Below are 22578 nucleotides of genomic sequence, written 5' to 3'. Positions count from 1 at the left end.
TATACGGCGGTTTCATTTAAGTCCAACGTCTTGTCTGATATTTCTCGCTTAAGCTTATGAGACCTTGCTCTTTCCAGTATCTGCTGTTAAGGGCAAAGTCCATTATAGGGCTATGATCGATTCTCCAGTAGCCTTTTCGGCTGTTTGCCCATTGCCAAGCTTTCGCTTCTCTTACTCCTTGTTTGATCGATTTCTTTTCCTAGCGGAAATGGTTTTCCATTCCTTCCATCTAATCATCCTCAACCTTCTTTTGGTCCATGCATCAATAGCTGTAAGTATGCTTGGTGTATCAGTTAGTTGGCAGCCTACTAGAATTCGATTTAACCTATCTAGCCTCTCTGACATCTCTATCGAGTGCCTTCGACTCGTTAAGTCACGCACCCTTTGTTTAAGTCTTTTCAGACTGTCCTTCGAAACTCTTACTTTTGGCTCTTTCCATTTGTAAAGGAAAACCCTAAGAACTTGCGTCTCTAGGGACGATCTACAGAACTTTTTTCTCGATTGACCTTTAGTTTCAGTTTTTGTTTGATATATGACGTGATACTTTCCCTCACACGGATTCCCGCTCATAGCGATCGGACGTAGATATTACAATCGTCCGCATATCGAACAAACTTCAAACCGCGTCTTTCCAGTTCTTTATCCAGTTCGTCCAACACAATATTAGATAAGAGGGGACTGAGCGGCCCACTCTGTGGGGTCCCTTCTGTGTTTGGACTTACAAGTCCATTCTTTCAGATTCTGGGTCACCCCAGACCTTGTCTTAAGCTAGCTGTTACTACTGTCTTCACAATCGGGACTTGAACCCTAGAGAATGTGCGCATACCTGGCACACTAAAAATGTAGGTGAATCGCTTTTCACCTGCTTAGTAATTTTACACATCCAAATCATTTTTACACAAATTTTACACATCGCTCCCACAAAACCTTATAAACACTATATCTTTTAACCTATATCGACCCCGGCCACCGGTACAATTTAGGAGGTAAAAATTTATAGATCAAGGGCTTGTAAATTGTGGGCACTTTTTATTGAACCTAAAGTCAATAAAAATCACAAATCAAAGTTAGTAAACCTTTTTTGTCGAATTAAAGTGCCAACTAGAGGACCATCCATATGTATCAGCTGTTGAAGAAATGCAAAGGAGCGGGATTTTTTCTTTAAGTCCTCGAGTAATGGAAAGAGATATTGTTCGGACAAGTTGGATTATCGCACCAGTTTCACTACTATTTATAGTTTTTTTCAAAGTTACAACCTCCTTAGAAGATAGTTTATAGCATCTCCCAGTTGCTTCTGTAACAATTTTCTATAGGACCTTTTTTGAAGGTAATTATATAAACATTCTTCTTTAGGTTTAAATAAAAAATTTTTTATTTTTTTTGTGTACCTGTTGTTGCCGTTACATAAAATCTATTTTAAGATTAAATTATAGATAGATTCATAAATTTAATAATCAAAAAGGGAAGCACCCTCACGAAGCCTAATTACTTAGGTCTCGTTTGGGTGCTTTTTCTTATTTAAGGAGTTGTATATGTTGGTAGAATACCGTAATAGTATCAAGTTAGAAGATGCATTTGAAGAGTTTATCTTTCAAAAAAAATTGGTGGAGAAAAAGTACGGACCATAAAGGACCATATCACACACCTTAATTATTTTAAAGGATTTCTTAAACTGAGAAACAAGGCGTTTACCTACCTAGAACAGATTGATAAAAAAACATGCCAAAAGTACATTGAATATATGTTGGAAGAAAAAGTACTTTATGATGATCATCAACACATAACAAAGGATAAAAAAGGTCTTAGTCCATCAAATGCTGTATAGGACTATATTGATGATGTTGAGCTTTAATATCTTCCCCGTTCATCTGAATATATTTTCTCACCATGTTCATGCTAGAATGCCCAAGTATCCGCTGGAGTGTAAAAGGGTCACCACCATTTAGAACATAATATTTCGCAAATGTATGTCGAAAAGTGTGTGGGGAAACTCTAATAACTCTTATGTCAGCTTTATCTCCATATTCTTTGATTCTTTCTCTAATTCCACTTGCATCTAATTTTTCTCCGTAATTGCTCAGAAAAATGTTATCAGCTGGTTCTTCAAATGCCTTACTTTCATTGATTAGTATTTTGATTAACTTTGCTGTTTTTTGTGAAAGAGGTACGATCCTCTCTTTACCATTTTTCGCTAAATGGGCAGGAATTGTTATTGTCTTTTGGATTTCATCAAAGTGCTTTTTCTCTATGCCCAAAATTTCTTTGCATCGGATTCCTGTATCAATAAATGAAACCATTAACACATAATCTCTAAAGCCTGCATAAGTCCTTTGAACAGGCTGCTTTAATAGGTCTTGGACTTGTGTTACTGAGAACGATGGAATGGTATCTTCTTTCGTTTTTAATAGCTTTATTCGTGCCGTCGGATTCATCCGAATATAATTTTCATCAAATAAAAACTTGAAAAAGCATTTTAAGGTTCTTAGCCGTACATTAACTGTGACAGGCGAGAGACCCTTCTTCTCTATATGCTTATAAGCTAAGCTGGTATGATCATCCCAAAGCATCTTCTCTTTTGTCATGTAATAAATATAATCTCTTACCATCTCAGTCGTAATATTTATACCTAGTGTAACCTCTGGATAAGCATTATTTAAAAATGAAACAAAATACCGAAAGTGGGTACTGTGATCCTTTAGTGTACGGTCTCTTAAACCTTCAAGTTCTTTTGACTTCATAAATATCTCAAATAATGCCTCTAACTGTTGATTCTTTTTCTCTTCAGTTAAAGGAATTTCATCAAAAAACGTTCTTTGTGAAATGGTTTTCCTTCCCTTACGTTTACTTTGGTTTGCCAAAATAAAAACCTCCTTCGATATGAGGGGAAAATCCCTACATAGCAAAGGAGGTCGAACGGTTTTCTTTGTTTTACCCACACGGTCTATATGTAAAACCTAATTTTGATTAGGTCTTAAAAACCTTAATTTGGCGGGACTGTGTAGGAATCGAACCTACCGGAGACGGCACGCGCCTCCCAAGCGGTTTTGAAGACCGTGGCGAACACCAGTGTCACAGCCAGCTTAATTATTTCAGTAATATCAACGGGTCTCGGTAGTCTCTTAATTATTTTTTAGACCGTTTTCCCTCAACCTCTACAGTCTCTATTCTAGAATAAATAGTCACTTATGGCAATTTGAAATACTATCCAATTAGATGAAAGAGAACTCGTAGTCACCGCAACGGGTTCTTTTTCAATTATATACACAATCGGACGGCAATAAGAAAAGATTGCTTTTTTCTTTTTAATTTCTTTTTGTATTGCTCCAAAATTGACTAAACTAGTGATAAAAAGAAACTGGAGGGTAAAATGAATAAATTCATTGAGCAGTTAACATTTGAAGAAAAACAAAAGATGCTATGGCAAGCTCTTACTGGACTAAGCCAAGATGAGATGGAAGAGCGGGTATTAAATGGAGTACTAGAACTTGTTGTTAAAAACAATATAAACAATCTATTAGTCATATCGGAAACAACTTTTCCGAAACGATATCTTATGCCGATAGATAAAATAAGTAATGCTTTATTTGATGGGAAATTGTCTAGAGGAAAAAACTATCGAGTAGAAAATTCAGGTAAAAACAAAAATCTTTTTGCTAAAGTTGATTTCGATTTTACTAAACTACCTGGGGTTACAATTAGTCGAAATCTAGATTGGCATGACAGAGTTGTTCATAATGCTATTATTTCCTTGTATGTTGATGGAAAGAACGAATATATTACTCCATTGATGATCCATAGAGCAAAGGAGGGAGATTCTAGGGCTAGAATGACACCAAAACAAAAAGAAGATATAGAAAATAGCATTGAAATATTATCATCAGCACGAATAAGTATAGATACGACAGCAGACTATGGTGTTGACAAAACAATTTACACAGGCAACCTTATTTATACCAAAAGAGTGGATGTCCAACATAAAGGCGAAAAAAAAGAATGGATTTATGTTATGGAAGAACCTATTTTATATCAATATGCTCATAAAAAAAATCAAATCGCAAATACACTTATACAAACAATTAAAACACCAGTAAACAAAACAAAAGAAATTCGTGTATTACAAGAATATTTATTGTATAGGATTAAATCGAAAGGAATGAGCAGAATTATTCGATATGATACGATATATGAAAAATTAGGTGTAAAAGAAGGATCTGAATCGTCCTTACGAAAAAAAAGAAATAAAATTAGAAAAGCAGCTAAAGCGATTCTTGATGATTTTATTGATAAGAAAGTAATTAAAGGATACAAAGAAAATACGGGGTCACATAATGAGAAAATTAGCATTCAGGTTATCCAATAGAGGGTATAAAACTGGTAACACTAAGGGGTAAAAGTGGGTACACTAGGGTGTAAAAGTAGTAACACTAAGGGGTAAAAATGGGTACACTGAACGAATAAGAAAAGCGTCTTCGTCCTTACTCTCCCAACGGTTTAATAATTTCATAAAAAAGATGATAAGTACTTATAAGTATTATAAGTACTGTATACGAAAACCAGCGTCTTGAATAACGCTGGTTTTCTTTTGGTTATCATTTATTCTGAAAGGAAGGTGGAGAAAGTGAAAAAATCAGAACAAAAAAAACAAGTGAATTTGATTTCTTTAATTGCAAAAAAGCATCAGCTTAAAAAAGTCGGAAATAACACTTATCGTGTTGATCCATGTCCAGTATGTGGACATTTTGAACATTTCACTATTTTTGCTGAAACAAATACTTATCATAGTTTCAGCGGTTGTTGTAAAGGAGGTACGGCATTTGATTACTTAGTGGAAGTTGAAGGCTTAACACAAAATGAAGCTTTTCATGAATATCAAAAATTATTAGAAGTTGAGAATGACAAACCTCCTTCACAAACCCCCATTAAAAAGGAGGTTAAAGTTATGGATTATACGGAATGGATTTGTTCTTTGTATCAAAATACAACTAAAAAAGGCAAACAGCATTTTTTAAAACGTGGGATTCCTAATGAACTGATTGAAAAATACAAATTAAGTATTGGAAAAATGGATGATCGAGAATGTATGGTTTTGCCGATATGGGAAAAGGACAAAGTGGTTTATTTTACGACACGTTTTTTAGACGATAAATTACCAAAATATAAAAATGCTTCAGGAACGGCACAAATATTTAATACCGATTATTTAAACGACCCAGAAAAATCAATCGTATTCATAACGGAAGGAATATTTGATGCTTTATCACTGGAAGCAATGGGATACAATGCAATGGCATTAGGAGGTGTTAAACAAATCGACAAACTGAAAGAAATTATAGATAAGTCTGCCAGAGATGCTGTTTTCCTAACTGCCTTTGATAATGATGAGGCAGGGCAAGAATGCAAAGCTAAATTTTCTTATAAGGCAATTGAAATACCAAAACAATTTAAAGATATCAATGGATGGTATGTGAATAGCCTTCAGAACGCGCAGAATGCTCCTGATAGCGTTTCAAATATAAAGGAAAGTATAGATATCCAATTGGAGACAAGGAGGCAACCTGATGTCGTAAGCGAGTATTTAGACAAGGCTTTTCATTCAGATATTAAAGAGTTTTTAAGTCATAGAGATAAGCGAACTGGATTTGAAAATCTTGATTTAAAAATGAAAGGATTATATCCAGGTCTTTACGTTATAGGTGGAATTTCTTCAGTAGGGAAAACAACCTTTACACACCAATTATGTGACCAAATAGCTGAACAGGGGAGCCACGTTATTTATTTCAGCTTGGAACAAAGCCGACTTGAAATGGTGAGCAAAAGCATTGCTAGAACAACAGCAAAAATAAATATAGATGATGCTGTTCCATCGGTTTTTATCCGAAGTGGGGATACAGCAATTATCGTTAAAGAAGCGATAAAAAAATACAGGAAAACGGCTGAAAATGTCAATATCATTGAAGGCAATTTTAATACGGATGTTAAAACGATTCGTGAATATGTGGATGCTTATCGAAAAGCTAATAGAGTAAATCCAATTGTCGTTGTGGATTACTTACAGATTATGCCGAGCATTAATGAAAGAATGAGCGATAAACAGCGTATAGATGCAAATGTTACAGAATTAAAGCGAATGAGTCGTGATTTTTCCTTATCCGTTTTTGTTATATCAAGTTTGAACCGTGGAAACTATTTATCACCAATCGATTTTGAAAGCTTTAAGGAATCAGGCGGAATTGAATATACAGCCGATGTTGTTTGGGGGCTACAGTTAGAAGCCATTAATGATCCAGTATTCTATAAGGAAAAAAGTGTAATAGAAAAACGCGAAAAAATCAAGACGGCTAAAAACGCCGAACCAAGAGAGATTGAACTTGTATGTTTAAAAAACCGAAACGGGACACCTTCTTTTAGTTGTGGCTTTTTTTATCATGCTAAATATGACTTTTTTGAGCCGAATTTTTATAACCTTTTTAAGGGTGATATGGTGAAAACGATATAAAGATACCCTGCTTTCAATAACGGAAATCTTCCCAAGGATTTAGAGATTACAGGTAAAAGCTTTTTATTAATATGAATGATGGAATCAGAAGTTAATTAATTGATTTGTATATAAACTTGGAATTTATTAAAGGAGTGCTGAAAATGAAATGTGAATATTGTTTTAATCATCAAGCAACTTATGCTTATTCGACTGAAACAAATTTAAGTGATATTTGCATCATATGCAAAATTTATTTAGAAGCTGAAATTGCAGAACTGGGATTCGAAACTAGTTATTTTGAGTTTTATGAACTTAAATGAACGTCTTAATATGAGCGAGCAAGGCAGCATATATTTTTAAATATTAAATAAACGAAGGTGAAAGTGAATTGAATATAAAAGCTATTGAAACAGAATACAAAGGACTAAAATTCAGATCAAGACTTGAAGCACGTTGGGCAGTTTTTTGACGCAGTGGGCTTTGTATGGGAATATATGAAACCAAAAAAAGTAGAAGTTAAACATATTTATTTACCTGATTTTTATCTTCCCGAAAGAAAAACGTGGATTGAAATAAGCAGTAAAACGCCAAAAGTTGAAGATTTAAGAAAATATGAAGCTTTTGCCGAGCGACAATTAGAAAATAGTATCGATTTTAGATTGTTACTAGGAGATATTCCGAAAGCAACGTCTGATTTTGGAGTGCTAAACAATTTTGTAAATAACAAATTGAACCTTATAAGATATGGCACGATATTAAACAACATTAAGGGAATAAAAGCATACAAGCTTGTGCCAGAAACTAAAGGTAAAGTTTTTTACGGAGTTTGGGATGAACAGCCTGAATTAGGAACAACTTTAATGAGAACAAATTGGGTAATGAGTGACTATAGAGAAGTAGAAAGAGCATTAAATGAAGCACGACAGGCACGTTTTTGAACAAGGGAAAGTTTTTAAATCACATATAATCGACCGCCTTTCAAACCCCTAAATACTTTTTGCTAGGGGTTTTTTATAGTGTATACAAAAGTACATAGTATGCATAAAAAAGACAAAAATTATGCAAAATAAAATAAACAATAAATGACAAGAAATGTGGTGAATAAAGTGAAAGATGCCGAGATTCAAGCACTGATTGATAAAGGACGGAAAGCGTATTATCGACAAAATCGGCAGAAACCTGAAAACAAGGCAAAAGCTCAGAAGTATCGGGATAACTTTTTTCTTAAAGTGGGTTTGGAGCAGTTAGATGTCAAAGGTGACAAAGCGAGTAAACAGTTATTGGTAGTGAAAAGCCCATGAGTGAGTATATTTATAAAATTATAGGTGAGCCATCGAAGAAAATCACAGCATTGAAAACAAAATATAATTTTAAAAAAATGAAAAGGGCAAGGTGGAAACGTGAAAATCAATAATTTGAATGTACTTGAAAAAGTTCAAGGATTTGTAAGACCTCCAGAAGAGAACCAGATCGGACTTTCTCTAAGTTATCAAGATGTGCTGGCGTTACGAAGCTTAATCAGTCGTTGGAACTTATACGGGAAAGCAGACCTTTATGGTGAAACCATACGAAAGGCGATAGATGAGCGACATGCCCTTAAAGAAGTGACACTGTCAAAGACAGGACGGCATATTAACCAAGGGACGGTCTGGCTTGAAAAGGATGTGCGGAAAGCTATATTAAAAGAAGCAAATAAATTAGGACTGGAACCAGCTGATTATATCCGTGGAATCATTTATAGTCTTAACCAAAAGTTAGCACATGAAGAGGTAGCAGAACGTGAACGCCAAAATCAGCTCAGGCATGATAACAGAAAGATACCATTACAACTAATACTGGATAAAGAATTACGGGAAAAGTTGTATAAACGCTTTGATAAAGAGCTGAAGGACAGAGAGTTGTGGGAAAAAGTAAAGAGAAGATCGTCACCTCAGAATGGAACTACAGTGGAAGATAGAATGCTTGCAGAATTGTTGAACAATCATTTACTGGAGTATTTGAAAAAATGATTTGTTCTTTTCAACCCCCCTATGTATGTGTTCTTTATTACATAATGGGACAAACGGCGGCAAGGGAACCTTTTCCGACTAAGCGGAAATTCTGGAAAATTTTTTTAAAGACTAATAAGGAGGGGTGAACAAATGGTATCTTATCAAGTTCATCGTTCAACAGATTACTTGGATCATCGAAAATTCAAACTAGAAGGTGTCAATAAAAAGAAAAGTAATTTGCTCAAAAGGCTTGAGAAGTTAGGTTGAGAGCCTTGAATCCATAAATTGTCTTAATTTAATTGATCTGTACAAATTTTAATTGTTACCAACTCTCCAATCTTTCAGCAGCTATTATAATATGTAGCTGCATTTTTTTATTGACATTATACAGTTGATTCTTTTTAGAGAGCCTTATATTTTTTACGGACAAGTTAGAATGAAAAAAGAATTATTCCCTTTATTTTTATTAGAGTTTACGAACTTTAGTTCTTATGATAATATACTTTGATAGAAATGTATTCCGTATACATAGAATTTTTTTCTGTTTTGACAGAAGGGAGAATTATAGGACTATATGGCATTCTCGTATGATAAATTGTGGAAGTTGGCTTTAGAAAAGAAGATAAATAAAACGACACTTAGAGATAAAGCAGGCATAACGTCATCTTCTCTAGCTAGATTGAGCAAAAATAAAAACGTAAGTATGGATGTTCTTGATAGAATATGTAACTGCTTAGGATGTAATATTGAAGATATTGTTGAACATGTTCCAAAGAAGGAGAGCATTAGTATATGACATTATCTCAAACAAAAACTGTTGTATTAGAAAAAACAGATACTGAGTACAGTGTTGAACCAAAGGAACAACAGCTGACTTTTCGTTTTGAACCTGATTTTAATAATAATATTTCCACTACCGAAAAAACACAAAATTTAAAGACAACATTAAAAACAATCTCTTTATTTAGTGGTGCAGGTGGGTTAGATTTAGGTCTAATAAAAGCGGGGTTCGATGTGGTCTGGGCAAATGATATTCTTAAACCTGCTATAGAAAATTATCGGCATAACATCGGTGAAATACATGAAAAAGATATTACTCAAGTTGAGGCAGATGAATTACCAGAAGCAGATGTAGTTGTCGGTGGTTTTCCTTGTCAACCATTTTCAAATGCGGGTAATCGTTTAGGTACCGTTGATGATCGTGGTAATCTGTATCTAGAATGTATCCGTATTATTGAAGCTAAACATCCCAAAATTGTGGTTTTTGAAAATGTACGTGGCTTACTTTCAATTAAGAATAAAGATGGGTCAAAACTAATTGACACTCTAGTTTCCTTGCTTGAAAATGCAGGTCCTGGATATCGAGTTCACTATCATTTATTAAAAGCTAGCGATTACGGAGTACCTCAAAATCGCTTTCGTGTAATAATTGTCGGCATAAGAAACGATTTAAATTTCAATTATTGGTTTCCTGAACCCATTGATGTCAATCCAGAGATACTAACTGTGGGCTATGCTATTAGTAATATTCCTGAAGGAACCCCAAATCAAGATGAAGTATGGAAACTATCTCCACAAAGTCAAAATTTGATTAGGTATATTCCTGAAGGTGGATCCTGGAAAAGTATCCCTTATGAATTTTTGCCAGAACGTCTGAAACGAATCCGTGATAACATGAAACGTTATCGTTCACCTAATTTCTATCGCCGCTTCGCTCGGAATGAAATTAATGGTACAATTACGGCTGCAGCAACACCTGAAAACAGTGGAATTCTGCATCCTATTGAAAATAGAAGATATAGTGTTCGTGAAATTGCAAGAATTCAAAGCTTTCCAGATGATTATGAATTTGTTGGAGAATCAATTGCATCTAAATATAAAATTATTGGTAACGCAGTTCCGCCAAAGCTTGGGGAAGTAATTGGTCATTCGATAATAGAACAACTAGTTCAAGCTGGATATAAAATTGTATAATAAGACGCCTCTTTTGAGTAACGGTTCAGAGTTCTAGGTGGAAATCAAAAAAATTAACTTTTTAATAGACCAATTCGCATAAGAATTGGTCTATTAGTTATAACTGTTATATCAACTTTTTTTAGTTTTTTGATAACAGCAATTAACACCCTATTTACCAAGACAAAAAAATTGATATAATATAGTTGCAAAATTAGGAAATCGTTTAAAGGAGAAGTCAAATGAAAAAGGAATTTTATTCAAAAACAGAAGTTATCAACTACGTTTGGCAATATTCAAGACACCATGGGGAATTATTAAGTTACTGTGAAATAGCAAGAGAGGAGTCTGGAAACGGTCATGCGGCATTAATTTTTTTGTTTAATTTAACAGAGAACATTTTTAAGGATAGATTAGAAAATTATGACGCATCTCTCCACGACATTATAAGTACTCTCAAAGATGAAGGTATTATTACCCATAAGGAACACGACTTTTTGAACGAACATGACGATAGCATTAGAAAACTGAGAAACCTCTTAGCTCATGCTAACTTGTCGAAGTATAATTTAACCTTTATTGAAGATGATAAGGAAATTTACTATCCTTTAACAGAGAATGAAACTTGCTTAAAGCTATTTGATATAATTTCAGACATTCTCTTTAATTTAATGTTGAGAATAGTAAGCGTTAACTTTGAGAAACCCCTTGAGATCAGCCTTGATGAGAAAATAGATAATGTGGAAATTAAGATTAAGGAATTCACACCAGAAGAATTGATGGGATTTAAGGGAATTGATGTTTCAACTGTTTCTGACTGGCATACGCTTAGTGAAACTGATAGGTATAGATTCGCAGAAAACGCAAGCGATGTAAAAGGGGTTTCAGCGATTGCAGAGGGGCTTATGGATAGTCAACACTTAACTAGACAACTTTTTTAAGGTGTCCAAGTTTGTATTCAATGGGACTCAAATAACCTAGTGTTCCGTGGATTCGTTTGTAATTAAACCAATTGATATAATTGTGTAATTCAGATTCTAACTCTTTCAGACTATCAAAATGGCGTCCTTTAATGAACTCCGTCTTTATGATTTTAAATGTGGCTTCTGCTACTGCATTATCATAAGGACATCCTTTCATACTAAGCGAACGTTGGATATTAAACGTGGCTAATGCATCATCGATAAGTTTGTTTTTGAACTCACTTCCTCGATCTGTATGAAAGAGTCCGATCTTGCGCAAATCTGTTTTCATTGACGCTAAAGCACGATAAACAAGTAAAGCATTTTTATGACGCCCAGTACTATATCCAATAATTTCACGGTTAAAGAGATCAACAAATACACATATGTACTGCCATTTTTTATCGACTCTGACATATGTTAAATCACTCACCACGACAGATAACGCTTCATCTTGTTTAAATTGTCGATCAAGTTCATTTTTTTGTTCTGATTCGTTAGTTCCGCTAGAATATGACTTAAATTGCGCAAGCGTATAAGAGGACACCAAGCCCTGCTCTTTCATGATTCGTCCAATCCGACGTCTAGAAACAACCTTACTACGCTTTACTAATTCCTTTTTAATTTTACGAGTCCCATAGTTTTGGTAACTTTCGTGGAAAATCTCAATAATATCAGAAGTGATATCATCTTCAGCCTGTCGTTCTTTTGCTTCATAATAATAGGTACTTCTCGGGATTTGAAGGACTTTGCACATTGCTGATATCGAGTATTTGTGTTGATTATTCTTAATCACATTTACTTTCGTCCTAGTATCAGCGCGGCTTGCTTTAAAATGTCATTCTCCATTTCCAATTGCTTATTTCTCTTTCTTAGTTCCGCTAATTCCTTTTGTTCAGAAGTTAAATTGTCCTTTTCCTTGAAAGAACCAGATGTCTGACTCTGACCCACCCATTTATCAAGAGACGAAGGAGTGAGGTCATATTCACGAATAATCTCTTTTCTTGGTTTACCACTGTTGTATAGCTGCACAATTTGTTCTTTAAACTCTTTAGTAAATGTTCGGCGTTCTTTTTTAGTCATCGTAGATTCTCCTCAATTATATTATCTGTAGTCTACTTGACCTTAATTTTTCTGTCTAGTTCAGTGTAGCCGATTCATTAAAAAATTTCTAAAGGACTAACGAGTTTCTCCTATGTCCAATACAGACTATATGTTGTTTTCTGAAGCGTTTAGTTAACTAGAGTTAATTTGTGAAATAGAAGTTCATTCAGAGTGAAAAAAGAGAATTAATTACTCTAAATGGTTATTGAAACAACTTATGAACTACGAATTTGAACTAGCTTAGAAAAAAATTCAACAACTAGGTTTATTGATAACCTACGAAAAAGCGGATTATTTCAATAATGCGCGTTGAAGATCAATGGGGTTAGTAAACACACGTGTATAACTGGTGAATAGAAAGCTATATAAAGCGATAGTCCAACACTGAAGGATTGTCGTTTTTTTTACGTTTGTTTTATTGGGAAAATAAATTCTATTCTACTAACAACTAACCACTCGTAGGAGAGTTGTTTTCTTAATGAGCCAGTCACTCTTTGAGCTGTCTATTTTTTTAAAAACTTCTTATGAAATAAAAAAACGTGTTTATATTTAGCTTTTGTTATGTAAGAATAGATTTAACAATTATTAGTAATTGTTTATTATCTATATAGATGTTTAGGAGGAACTAAATGACAGCGTATTATGTTTCAAAAGATGATGTATTACAGTCGATAGAATATTTCAAAAGTCTAAATATTGATAACGATGCTATGTTAGAAGCATATTTATTAGCGAAGCATCTTGGTATTTCTTTAAGAAGACCAGTCAAATTTGTAAGTCTCAATCCTGAGCAAAAAGCTGAATTGTTAAAAGCAATATGGTTACTTGGTGGTTTACAAGGAAAAAATGAAACTGGAGAAAAGAAATCTGTTTTGTTTCCTAATGCTTTTAAATCTGTTGAAATAACATCAAGCGATTTCTACCAACCAGGAACTAATTTTGCTAGTGTGGCTGGCAGAGTTAAGGATACAGTTGAGAAGAAGAATAACAATGTACATCTTTTTGTTGATAATAATAAAATATTGACACTGTCAAGAAAGTACAAGGAGATTATTAAGGAACAGTATCTCAAAGATGAAAAAATTTCTTTAAAACACTTTGCTTGTTGGGTGTTCCGCTTTGTTGATTTTGATTTTCCAAATCCCCCTGATAATAAAGAATTTACTCGAGTTGTTATAAAAGCTATAAAAAGTCTGTTCAAAATAAGTAAAAATGACTTTCTTTGGTTATTTGAGGATGACATTTTAAGTGGTCAAATTACTTCGTCAACCACAGTTATTTCTGCATCCGATATAAGAAATGAATTTATATTTAGAGCTGGTGATGAGCCTGAAATTACACCTACTCATACAGTTGATCCAATTCAAGAAATCTCAATTGACAGAAATCAAGTTGATAAATATATTCAACTAACTGGAGATAATCCAACCGATAAACAAATATATGATACCTTGTTACAGACGAAACAAATTGTTCTGACTGGTGTCCCTGGAATCGGGAAATCGAGATTTTTAGACAATTTAAAAACTGAATTTTATTATTCGGAAATGATCCAGTTCCATGCAAATTACTCGTATGAAGAGTTTATTGGTGGGGATACAATCGAGTCCTCTACGATTAAGTCTAAAAAAGGGAAATTCTTAGAGTTTGTACAAAAAGCAAAGGGGGATGAAACTAAAAAATATCTATTTATTATAGATGAGTTAAATCGGGGCAATATTGCTCAAATCTTTGGTGAAACTATACTTACTCTAGATCGTGGATATTCTGTTGATTTATCTAAAGAAATTGAAGGCATTAAAGAAATTACTATACCTAAGAATGTATATATTGCCTGTTCAATGAACACGAGTGATAGAAATATTGCATTCCTTGATTTAGCGATTAGAAGACGTTTTGCTTTTATAGAATTGCAACCAAATTATGAATTACTATCTTCTATAACTGAATATGGCTCTTTTGATTTAGGTGATATATTAAAAACTATCAACACTAGGATATTGAATACACTAGGAAAAGAAGAGTTATTACTTGGACATTCATATTTTTTATCAGATTCAGTGATAAATGCTGGTAAATATATCTGGACAGATGAAGCTCTCCACTTGCAATTTAACTTTGTTATACTTCCAACATTAAGAGAATATACATTTTCAAATCCCAATGCCTTAGTTGCAATCTTAGGTGAACCATTAAGTAGTGGATTATTTGAATTAAAGGATTTCGTGGAGGAGTTTAAAGAGGAATTCGGAAAGCACTAAAGGGTTGGTGAAGTATGGAAGAAATTATAAATGCTGAAGGACAGAAACTAATTAATGTATTTCCAGACGAAATAGAATTTTTCACTAATTTTCTTGAAAAGAAGGGGATTACATGGAGTCATGAGCAAAAAGAAGCTTCAGTTGTTGCTTTAAGTAAGTCCCTTACTGGTTATATAAAAACTCCACGAAGAACAATTGATATAGAACCTAAATATAAAGAAATTAAAATAGTACATATCTTAAGATTGTATAATTATGTATATAGTTATCGTGATGTTCAAGACGATGAATTGTTAGATATAAACAAGAGTAGCCAAAGTCAAAATATAGTTAATTCTTTTTTACGAAAACTGCAAGAGAACATATCTATAGGAATTTTACAGGATTATTTTCCCTCTGAGCAAAAAACTAAATACCTTAAAGGTAACGTTGATTATGTGTCAACCTACAAAAACCTTATGAAGTTGAAAAAATATCCTGTGAAAACTGAAGTATACATATTATCACCAAATGTAGATATAAATCGATTAATAGTGGGTGCACTACAAATAATCTCACAGTCAGGGCAAAATAGTTCTCAAGCAATGGAATTACTTGGTTATTTTACTAACGTTGTTCCAATTAGTGAAAATGCCAGTGAATTTCTTCAAAATATCCACTTTAATTCTAAAAATATTAGATATAAAAAAATCGCATCAGATGCTGCTATGATTATTGATTCTTTATATTATGACGGTTTAAAAGGGAATGTTGGAGGGGAGAGTTTTCTCATAAACTTTGATATGCTCTTTGAAAAATTCGTTAGAAAAATTCTCCTTGAAGAAACCAATGAAAGGAACTTTTCCATCTGGAAGGAGTTGAAATTATTTGGTAAAGAATATCTGAATGGGTCAGTTGTGAGTAGTCGATTTTATCAACCAGATATTTTATACAAATTTAACCCACAAGATGAAGAAAGAGATTACAAACCGACTGCAGAAGCCGTATTAGATGTCAAGAATAAAGCTAATGGTATATTTAAAAACTCAGATATTTATCAAGTTATGTTATATAATCAACTTTTATATGCGAAAAAGAGCATCTTAATTTATCCATCTTTCTTTTACAAACCATCAACTATATTAACGATTGAAAATGATAGCTTACCTGTTCCAGAAATACACTCTGTATTTATTGATATAGCAAGCCCCGATGCTGGAACATTTAAGGTGGCAATTAGAAATCTTATTGAAGATGTTTATGAAATACTCGAGTAACTGATCATAAAGTGAAATGTCCCGATAAAACTATAAATAGGTTTAAATAAATTGATTCAAATCGTAAAAGCTTGAAGAGTCTTTCTCCAAGCTTTTACGGTTACATTGTAAGCAACAGCCACTTTTTTTGTTGTCCAACTAAACTTGATTAATTGAATCATTATAAACTATTTCGTATCGTTTTAGGTAAATTTAATCAAGTTTGAGATGGAAGGTTTATAATTAGTCAATTTCTTTTTACACTAAATTATTGATAGGTGAGAATTTCTTGTGCTGTCCTTGAATATCCATGTCGCTCATCTGAATATATTTGCGAGTCATACTCATATCCGAATGCCCTAAGGTCTTTTGCAGACTGAATGGGTCACCGCCATTTTTTATATACCACAACGCTCCTGTATGACGGAATGTATGGGGACTGACGCGCTTTTTAACCCCTGCCCCTTTCCCATAGTCTCTCAAGTTAATTCTTACTGTAGCATGGTTTATTTCGTGTCCATCATATGTTAAGAATAAATGTTCATCGTCAAAGTCCTCAATAATTTCCAAATACTCCTTCAACAAATCAATTGTAGGCTTTGTAATTGGTACTATTCTCGCTTTTCTAGTTTTCGTCCCCATTGCTTCAAGGTATATTTCACCTTTCTCTAGGTTTACGTTGCTACGTTTCATTGCACATAGTTCAGAAATTCGTACTAGAGTATCCAGTAACACATAAATAATAACTTTGTTTCTAAATCCTGTGTACATCGAATCGTCAATGACAGATAATATCTTTTTGACCTCATCTGGTGTAAAGGACTCTAGCGTATCCGAAGGTGTTTTGATTGGCTTAAAGTCCTCGTGGATTGGTGTATCAATAAAGCCTTTCTTGTGACAATATCTTATGAATGCCCGCATGGTACGGGTACGGATATTAACAGTCATAGGAGCTAGTCCCTTGTCGTGTAGCATAAACCCTATATACCCCTGAAAATCCTCTACAGTAATATTTTCATTTGTCATATCCTGACCAAGAAAATCTTTAAGGTTATCGTAGTGCTGATAATACTCATTTATTGTTCGAGGCGCTAATCCCTCTGTTTGTTTAGCAGTCATAAATTTAACAAACATTTCATCCAAAGTTAGGATATCTGAATCAACTAGAGTCTCCTTCTTGCTACCCGTTCTAATTTTGAGTTTTGGTTTTGACTTTTTTTGCATGAAAATAACCTCCAATGATTAATTATTTGGAGGTTGAAGGAAACGTTCTCTACAGTCTCGACAACAGTCCCTCTACAGTCTTTCCAGTTGATTGGAGTGAAACTGTGAGGGGATTGCTTGGATTAACAATCAAGATAAGATTGGGAGAACCCTTGGTATGTATGAAATATTGGCGGGACTGTGTAGGAATCGAACCTACCGGAGACGGCACGCGCCTCCCAAGCGGTTTTGAAGACCGTGGCGAACACCAGTGTCACAGCCAGCCCCATGAAGTCTTGTTATATGAATGTTCTTATGTTGGAGCAGTCACTTACTCTCAAGTCATAAGGTCTTTATTATGCCTTATTTATTCGACTTTATCAAGCGGAAAGCTATGTAATTTTGTATATAGTTTTCTATTATTTATATATTGGAAATGTGTACCAACTCTAGCATGATAATACGAGACTATAGTCCTGTTATGTATTCTTTTAATAACGAACCAATCTTTTGTGATCCTACTTCTGCTAGGGCTTCAATGGGTATTTATAGATGGAGGGTAATTGGTATTGAGAAAAAAGGACTATTCATTTTATTTTGTACCCGTTATAATAAAATAATAGTAAGATAATTTCTAAATCTTAGAAAGGTTTGAGTTCGTAATGGAAAATTTGCAAAGACAGAAATTAAAGTGGTCAATACAAAGAAAAATGACGTATGTTATTTTAAGTGCAACAATATTTTCTCTTGTCATGGGAGTACCTATTTCTTATATGAAACACTTAGTTTTAGAATTGGACTTGTTAAATTTATTTGGTAATAGAATCAAGGGCGTAATTGAAACATATTTTACCATAACTGTTAATTTAGTGATCATGATTGGATTTGTAGGGTATGGGATTAAACGATATGTAGTAAAGCCGATAAATAAATTGGTTTCAGTGTTAGAAGACATACAAGGTGAGAAAGTTGATCTTACAAAACAAATTGAAGTAAACACGAAAGATGAGTTTAATCAATTGTCAAATGCATTCAATAGTATGATTACACATTTAAGAGATGTAATAAATATCGTTGATGAAAGCTCTGATCGTTTAGCTATTTCCACTGAAGAAGTTGCTGCCTCAACCGAGCAAGTGAAGGTGGTTTCAAAGGAGGTTTCTCAAAATACCTATCAATTAGCGACACAAGCAGAGAAAGGTTATACATCGGTAACAGAGATATCTCAATTGTTAAGCGAACTTGCCCTATTAATTCAAACTGCTCAAAAAAAAGCTGGTTCAACAAAGGTTAATAGCAATCGTACCTTAAAAATTGCTGATGAAGGTAAGGACAGTGTCAATACAGTGATTAAAAAAATGGAAAGTATACAGATAAAGACGCATGAGACGAAAGCGTATATTCTTGAACTAGATCAATATTCTAAGGAGATTACTGGAATTGCTAATATGATTTCAGATATTGCAAAACAAACGAATCTATTGGCATTAAATGCGTCAATTGAAGCGTCAAGGGCTGGTGAAGCTGGTCGAGGCTTTACAGTTGTAGCAGAGGAAGTACGAAAGCTTGCTGAACAATCGACAAATGGAGCAGTAAAAGTAAAAGAGATTGTTAGTAAAATTACAGAAACATCAGCCAAAACAGTCTCTACAACTGAAGACAGTCAACAGGAAGTTGAGGAGGGTGTGCTTGCTGTTAGTCAAGCAGGAGAATCGTTAGAAAGTATCTTAAATGCAGTAAATGGTATGGCAGTAGAGATAAATGAAATATTGAATGTGACAAATGAAAATATTTCAAAATCAGAGCAGATTGTAGAACGAGTTGGTGCAGTAGCTGCTTTTATTGAACAAACTGCAATCAATACAGAAGAAGTATCAGCTTCGACAGAAGAGACAACAGCAACGGTGGATACAATAGCAGACAGTGCAGGTAAGTTAAAGGAAATGTCATTAGCTTTAAGCGCAACTGTAAAGCAGTTCAAAACAAAATAATACGAAGTAACCGTTCCTAAAAAATGGAACGGTTTTATTTTAGTATTTCTTTCTACATAGGATAGTTCAGATTTGATTGTTAATGTAGTTGAAGTAGAGTGAGACCCGACTATTTAGAGAATATATTGTAATGGGTTTGGTAAAATACGAGAATTAATAATAGCTTTATGAGTATAACAATAAACCTTTCAAATTGTAGAAGCACAAGTTTATCTATCCATTCTATGTATCATAAAAGGCTATATCTCAGTTTTTTTTACAGAAAGGACGAAACCAAATATAGCTCAAATTAAGAAGTTTTTAGCGCAAGTATTTTTCATTTATATGCAGAATCGATTATAGTAGGGGTATAGAGAAAAAGGAAGTGAACGAATGAGACATTATACGATCGGAATGGCTGGTCATATTGACCACGGAAAAACGTCGTTAACAAAGGCGTTAACAAATGTGGAAACGGATCGGTTAAAAGAAGAAAAGGAACGAAATATTTCAATTGAATTAGGGTATGCCCCTTTACATATAAACGAAACGTTAGAAGTGTCAATGATTGATGTGCCGGGTCATGAGCGATTTATTCGTCAAATGATTGCGGGGGTGGCAGGAATTGACTTGGTGATTCTCGTTGTCGCTGCGGATGAAGGTGTGATGCCTCAAACCAAAGAACATCTTAACATCCTCACGCTTTTAGGAATTGACAGGGGCATTATTGCTATTACAAAAATAGATCGGGTTGACCAGGAAATGAAGGAAATTGTCGAACTTGATATTCGTGATAGCATTGAAGGGACATTTTTAGAACAAGCTATGTTTTATGAAGTAGATAGTTTAAGTGGAATAGGAATAGATATGTTAATGGAAGGGATTACTGCTGCATTGGAAGAAATCCCCGCACGGCCTATCCATGGATCTTTTCGATTACCAATCGATCAAGTCTTTACTGTTCCAGGCCAAGGAACAGTTGTAAGAGGAACCGTTTACGAAGGAACTGTCGAAGAAGGGGACCGTTTAGAAATATTACCCCGAGGTGATTCAGTTAGAGCAAGGCAATTACAAGTACATCACCAACAAAGAAAGTCTGGACAAGCTGGTCAGCGTGTTGCCATAAATTTAGGTGGGATCACGAAGGAATCGATTGTTAGAGGGGACGTTCTCGCTGCTCCAGGTCATTATGTTGCTACGACAACAATAGATGTGGCCCTATCAATAGTGAGAGATTTAAAGCATTCGGTTAAACAGAGAGGAGAAGTTAAATTACATATTGGTACAGCAGAGGTTTACGGGAAAATTGTTTTCTTTGACCGGAATGAGCTAGTAACAGAAGGCGGGGAGGTTCTTTGCCAGCTTCGTTTAAATCACCCAGTCGTGACGCGAAGAGGAGATCGTTTTATTCTCAGAAGACCGACACCGATGGAAACCATTGGCGGTGGGAAGGTGATTGATGCGCACGGAGAAAAATACAGATTTGGACAAGAAACGGTGGCTATTCTTGAGAAAAAGAAAGAAGGAAGTCCGGAAGAAATCCTCATGGATGCTCTAGTTGAGAAAAAACTTCTCACGATGAAGGATTTGGCTAAGCAAACGGATTTACCATATGAAACAATCGATCCAATTATCAATGAAATGCTCGAACAAAAACAACTGTTACAACTACCGTCAAATGAAATTACCTCAAAAAAGGTTACCGACAGTTTATCTTCTCTTATTAGGAAAGAGTTGGAACGATATCATCATGATTATTCGTTAAGAGAAGGGATAATAAAGGCAGAGCTCATCCAAAGTTATACTAAAACGTATCCGAAGAAATTAACGGAAATGGTCTTGCAGTTTTATGACTTTAAAGTAAATGGGCCGTTTGTATCCTTAGCAGAATTTCAAGCGCATCCTCCCAAGCAGTGGGAAAAGCGGATCGAACATGCCTTGGGTCGATTAAAGGAAGAAGCTTTAAAAGTAACACCTCTTGCTGATCACTTTCAAGCTCAGCAACTTCCTGAAGACCTTTATATAGACCTTATCCATTATTTAACACGTCAACAAATTATTTTTCAAATCGATGATAAGCATTTTCTACACGTTGACCCTTTTATCAATGCAGTAAGAGAATTATATATAAATACAAAGAGTCATGGATTATTTACATTACAAGAAGCAAAAGATTCAACTGGGTTATCACGAAAGTACTTGGTTCCTTTTTTAGAGAAGCTTGACCAACTAGAGTTAACAATTCGTCTTGAAAATGAACGGAAATGGAGAACCGAACATGTTGAGAAATGGATTTAAAAGAGGTAAGAACATCTTGTTTTTTACTCCATACTATTTACAAAGTCGTGGGAACGCAACAACGGCTAAACGAATAGAACAAGGTATGCAATTAGCAGGTTGGAATGTCTTGGTTTTTGCTTATGAAGAGGAAGAATGGACGGAAGAATGGCAGCGACGTTTTGAAGAAGTAGACCTCTATCATGTTTTGCATTTGCGTCGCTTTGCAAGTTGGCTTATGCGGCATAAGCTTAATTTAACCAAGCCATATGTACTAACTTCAGGTGGGACTGATGTGAACGAGGACTTAAAAGACCCTGCAGCTGCTTTATTGATTAAGTCAGTCGCGGATGAATCCTGTGCAATTACCGTTTTTAGTGAAGATGGAAAAGAAAAGATTGCAGCTGTCTTTCCTGAACTCGCTGAACGAGTTCATGTGATTGCACAGAGCATTTGGTTACCTGAAGCTAACAATAGAAGTAATACGACAATCATTTCAGGTTATCCAAGCTTCCTACTTCCAGCCGGATTACGGCCGGTCAAGGATGTCTTCTATTTATGGGAAGCCATGGTGGAGTTACGGAAAACATATACAACCCTCTCATTCACGATAATAGGGGCAAATTTAGATAACACTATTTATCAGGAAGTTAAAAAGAGAAGTGAGAATGTAGAGTGGTTTCATTATTTAGGAGAAATCCCTTTGAATGACATGACCCCGATATATAAACAATGTGATATTGTAATAAACACATCTCTATCGGAAGGTCAGCCGACATCGATCCTTGAAGCGATGTATGTAGGGAAGCCAGTCATCGCAAGACGAATTCCTGGAAATGAAAGTATCATTCAACACACAAAAAACGGTTTGCTATTCAACTCAACTGATGAATTTCTTATAGAAGTAAAGACGCTTCTTAATTATCCGAAGAAGAGAGAAAGGATAGTGAGAGCAGGTCAAGATTATATTCAGACTCACCATCAACTAGAACAGGAAGTTTCCTTATATAGCAAAGTCTATAAGCATTGTATAGAGAAGGCTCAAAAACCTGAAGTTAAGGTGGAAACATGAAAGGCGTGTTTTCTTTACATTTGTTTACCTTGGTGGTAGATTTTATGCTAGGCCTTTAGATAAGCGTCGTAT

The 22578-nt window shown here is 34.6% G+C and carries 20 protein-coding genes and 1 tRNA gene; 14 read left to right on the top strand and 7 right to left on the bottom strand.

All coding sequences use genetic code 11. From position 1 onward, the window contains the following. Positions 1-171: 171 nt before the first annotated feature. The 3 genes from CEF19_RS23920 to CEF19_RS00370 form a co-directional block, all read right to left on the bottom strand. A complete protein-coding gene (locus CEF19_RS23920; protein ID WP_264755113.1) occupies positions 172-345 on the bottom strand; it encodes a group II intron maturase-specific domain-containing protein in 174 nt (57 codons plus the stop codon). A gap of 221 nt (positions 346-566) precedes the next feature. Then, on the bottom strand, positions 567-659 hold the full coding sequence (locus CEF19_RS23915) for a hypothetical protein (RefSeq protein ID WP_264755112.1): 93 nt from the start codon (positions 657-659) through the stop codon (positions 567-569). Positions 660-1067: 408 nt separating this feature from the next. Continuing rightward, complete coding sequence (locus CEF19_RS00370) at positions 1068-1247, bottom strand: hypothetical protein (protein ID WP_100404251.1); 180 nt, start codon at positions 1245-1247, stop codon at positions 1068-1070. A 353-nt stretch (positions 1248-1600) separates the two neighbouring features. Between CEF19_RS00370 and CEF19_RS24155 the strand changes: the two genes are divergently transcribed. Then, positions 1601-1825 (top strand): phage integrase SAM-like domain-containing protein, encoded by a 225-nt coding sequence (locus tag CEF19_RS24155; protein WP_198510348.1) that lies wholly within the window; start codon positions 1601-1603, stop codon positions 1823-1825. Here the strand turns inward: CEF19_RS24155 and CEF19_RS00365 are convergent. Continuing rightward, the gene (locus CEF19_RS00365; protein ID WP_100404250.1) at positions 1803-2858 is read right to left on the bottom strand and encodes a tyrosine-type recombinase/integrase; all 1056 of its coding nucleotides are present in this window, start codon (positions 2856-2858) and stop codon (positions 1803-1805) included. The two genes, CEF19_RS24155 and CEF19_RS00365, sit on opposite strands and share 23 nt — an antisense overlap. Positions 2859-3367: 509 nt before the next feature. Between CEF19_RS00365 and CEF19_RS00360 the strand changes: the two genes are divergently transcribed. The 8 genes from CEF19_RS00360 to CEF19_RS00325 all read left to right on the top strand — a co-directional run bounded on the left by CEF19_RS00360 (position 3368) and on the right by CEF19_RS00325 (position 11363). Then, positions 3368-4360, top strand: coding sequence for a hypothetical protein (locus CEF19_RS00360; protein ID WP_100404249.1), 993 nt, complete (start codon positions 3368-3370; stop codon positions 4358-4360). Positions 4361-4618: 258 nt separating this feature from the next. Continuing rightward, a complete protein-coding gene (locus tag CEF19_RS00355) occupies positions 4619-6496 on the top strand; it encodes a DnaB-like helicase C-terminal domain-containing protein (protein ID WP_100404248.1) in 1878 nt (625 codons plus the stop codon). A 476-nt stretch (positions 6497-6972) separates the two neighbouring features. Further along, positions 6973-7416, top strand: coding sequence for a hypothetical protein (locus CEF19_RS00350; protein ID WP_100404247.1), 444 nt, complete (start codon positions 6973-6975; stop codon positions 7414-7416). Positions 7417-7584: 168 nt separating this feature from the next. Beyond that, positions 7585-7779, top strand: coding sequence for a hypothetical protein (locus tag CEF19_RS00345; RefSeq protein WP_100404246.1), 195 nt, complete (start codon positions 7585-7587; stop codon positions 7777-7779). Positions 7780-7878: 99 nt separating this feature from the next. Next, positions 7879-8487, top strand: a complete 609-nt coding sequence (locus CEF19_RS00340; RefSeq protein ID WP_100404245.1) for a hypothetical protein — start codon at positions 7879-7881, stop codon at positions 8485-8487. A 556-nt stretch (positions 8488-9043) separates the two neighbouring features. Further along, positions 9044-9265, top strand: a complete 222-nt coding sequence (locus tag CEF19_RS00335; RefSeq protein ID WP_100404244.1) for a helix-turn-helix domain-containing protein — start codon at positions 9044-9046, stop codon at positions 9263-9265. Further along, the gene (locus tag CEF19_RS00330; protein ID WP_100404243.1) at positions 9262-10443 is read left to right on the top strand and encodes a DNA cytosine methyltransferase; all 1182 of its coding nucleotides are present in this window, start codon (positions 9262-9264) and stop codon (positions 10441-10443) included. Before CEF19_RS00335 ends, CEF19_RS00330 begins: the two co-directional genes overlap by 4 nt. Positions 10444-10664: 221 nt before the next feature. Further along, on the top strand, positions 10665-11363 hold the full coding sequence (locus tag CEF19_RS00325) for a hypothetical protein (RefSeq protein WP_100404242.1): 699 nt from the start codon (positions 10665-10667) through the stop codon (positions 11361-11363). Here the strand turns inward: CEF19_RS00325 and CEF19_RS00320 are convergent. Next, positions 11347-12467 (bottom strand): IS3 family transposase gene (locus CEF19_RS00320; RefSeq protein WP_100404241.1). Its coding sequence is split into 2 segments (ribosomal slippage): positions 11347-12218 and positions 12218-12467, totalling 1122 coding nucleotides; the frame shifts between segments, so codons are not numbered across the junction. The genes CEF19_RS00325 and CEF19_RS00320 overlap by 17 nt on opposite strands. A gap of 650 nt (positions 12468-13117) precedes the next feature. On the opposite strand from CEF19_RS00320, the gene CEF19_RS00315 reads away from it, so the two are divergent. Both CEF19_RS00315 and CEF19_RS00310 read left to right on the top strand, forming a co-directional pair. Then, positions 13118-14749, top strand: a complete 1632-nt coding sequence (locus tag CEF19_RS00315; protein ID WP_100404240.1) for an McrB family protein — start codon at positions 13118-13120, stop codon at positions 14747-14749. Positions 14750-14763: 14 nt separating this feature from the next. Continuing rightward, complete coding sequence (locus CEF19_RS00310; RefSeq protein WP_100404239.1) at positions 14764-16005, top strand: 5-methylcytosine restriction system specificity protein McrC; 1242 nt, start codon at positions 14764-14766, stop codon at positions 16003-16005. Positions 16006-16242: 237 nt separating this feature from the next. On the opposite strand, the gene CEF19_RS00305 is transcribed toward CEF19_RS00310, so the two are convergent. Together CEF19_RS00305 and CEF19_RS23005 are read right to left on the bottom strand one after the other, a co-directional pair. Beyond that, positions 16243-17208, bottom strand: coding sequence for a tyrosine-type recombinase/integrase (locus tag CEF19_RS00305; RefSeq protein ID WP_100404238.1), 966 nt, complete (start codon positions 17206-17208; stop codon positions 16243-16245). A gap of 170 nt (positions 17209-17378) precedes the next feature. Further along, a tRNA-Sec gene (locus tag CEF19_RS23005) sits at positions 17379-17475 on the bottom strand. Between the two features lie 374 nt (positions 17476-17849). Here CEF19_RS23005 and CEF19_RS00300 point away from each other — a divergent pair. From CEF19_RS00300 to CEF19_RS00290, 3 genes are all read left to right on the top strand, one after another. Next, positions 17850-19178, top strand: coding sequence for a methyl-accepting chemotaxis protein (locus CEF19_RS00300; protein WP_100404237.1), 1329 nt, complete (start codon positions 17850-17852; stop codon positions 19176-19178). 372 nt (positions 19179-19550) lie between these two features. Next, positions 19551-21455: a selenocysteine-specific translation elongation factor gene (selB, locus tag CEF19_RS00295; RefSeq protein WP_100404236.1), complete on the top strand. Its 1905-nt coding sequence runs from the start codon at positions 19551-19553 to the stop codon at positions 21453-21455. Further along, complete coding sequence (locus CEF19_RS00290) at positions 21436-22506, top strand: glycosyltransferase (protein WP_157800850.1); 1071 nt, start codon at positions 21436-21438, stop codon at positions 22504-22506. Before selB ends, CEF19_RS00290 begins: the two co-directional genes overlap by 20 nt. Positions 22507-22578: the final 72 nt, after the last annotated feature.

It is taken from the genome of Bacillus solitudinis, from assembly GCF_002797395.1.
Lineage (GTDB): Bacteria > Bacillota > Bacilli > Bacillales > Bacillaceae_D > Halalkalibacter_A > Halalkalibacter_A solitudinis.
This window is presented reverse-complemented; position numbering and strand designations above follow the sequence as displayed.